Source organism: Aurantimonas aggregata (assembly GCF_010500835.1).
GTDB classification, from domain to species: Bacteria; Pseudomonadota; Alphaproteobacteria; order Rhizobiales; family Rhizobiaceae; genus Aurantimonas; species Aurantimonas aggregata.
In genome coordinates this window covers 1-856 of sequence record NZ_JAAAMJ010000088.1, presented here as the reverse complement: position 1 = coordinate 856, position 856 = coordinate 1, and the positions used below count along the sequence as shown (strand labels likewise).

Annotated in this window: 1 protein-coding gene; it reads left to right on the top strand. The window is 57.8% G+C overall.

What is annotated here, in order from left to right; all coding sequences use genetic code 11:
* The first annotated feature begins 356 nt into the window (after nucleotides 1–356).
* Nucleotides 357–752, top strand: coding sequence for a hypothetical protein (locus tag GTW51_RS23380; RefSeq protein WP_163046412.1), 396 nt, complete (start codon nucleotides 357–359; stop codon nucleotides 750–752).
* Nucleotides 753–856: the final 104 nt, after the last annotated feature.

The window sequence follows — 856 nt, the reverse complement described above, 5'->3', positions numbered from 1 at the left end:
GTCCGTTGAAATCGGAACGAAGCGGGATCGCTGAAGCCATGGCAAACCTCCGTTTGCCTCCATCGATTCAGACTTCGCCCGCCTTGGGAACCCCTACAGAGTCAGCTATCGCGCACGTTGGTATTAGTCACAAGCTGCCGGTCAGCTGCCGGTCCGCTGCCGGCCCGTATAGGGTGTCGGAACTAAATTTCGCGCCGCGCCATCTTAGCTGCTCACGGACAAACTTGTACCGCCCGAGAGTAGCGGTAGGCTAACACTGGTCACTGAGCCTATTCCAACGGCTGACACTGAGCTTAACCGTCGATGGCCTTCTTTGAACGAGATTTGCGCAAGCCACACCCGCCATCGAGGTCGCTATGAGATTTACCGTCATTTCCTACACGGACAGCGCGAGGCGTTACCGAAGTCTGAGCGGCGAATCCGAAGCCTATCTCGTGCGCGACAACTGGGATGACTACGGGTTCAGGACCAGCTTCGCCCTCGTTTATTTCGACGAAGGCGGCGAACGACACGAAATCGGCCAAGTGAAGATCATGCTCGCTGGTATGACCACCGGCTATGTCGTGCTGGAGGATGAATTCGAGGCGCTCAATCACGGCTATGGCTCGCTGGGACAGGATCAGAGCTATTACGAAACTCTGCTGGAACTGCCCGAAGCGTCACGAGTGGCAATCCTTAATGCACTGCGCGACATCGTCTGGGACGATGCGATCCGCGCCGAACTGCGCGGAGCTATGGCCGATTTTGGGTGACGCGGCTTGATCAAGCGGCGCGGTTGTCGGCGCTCTGCGTGGCAACGCCGTCGGTGAATGTGACGCCCTCGATGACCATTGGCAACTGGTTTGCGCCCTTCAGA

Bases quoted from the DNA above. Each gene is read 5' to 3' on its own strand.
- GTW51_RS23380 (WP_163046412.1), top strand. From the start codon at position 357: ATGAGATTTACCGTCATTTCCTACACGGACAGCGCGAGGCGTTACCGA.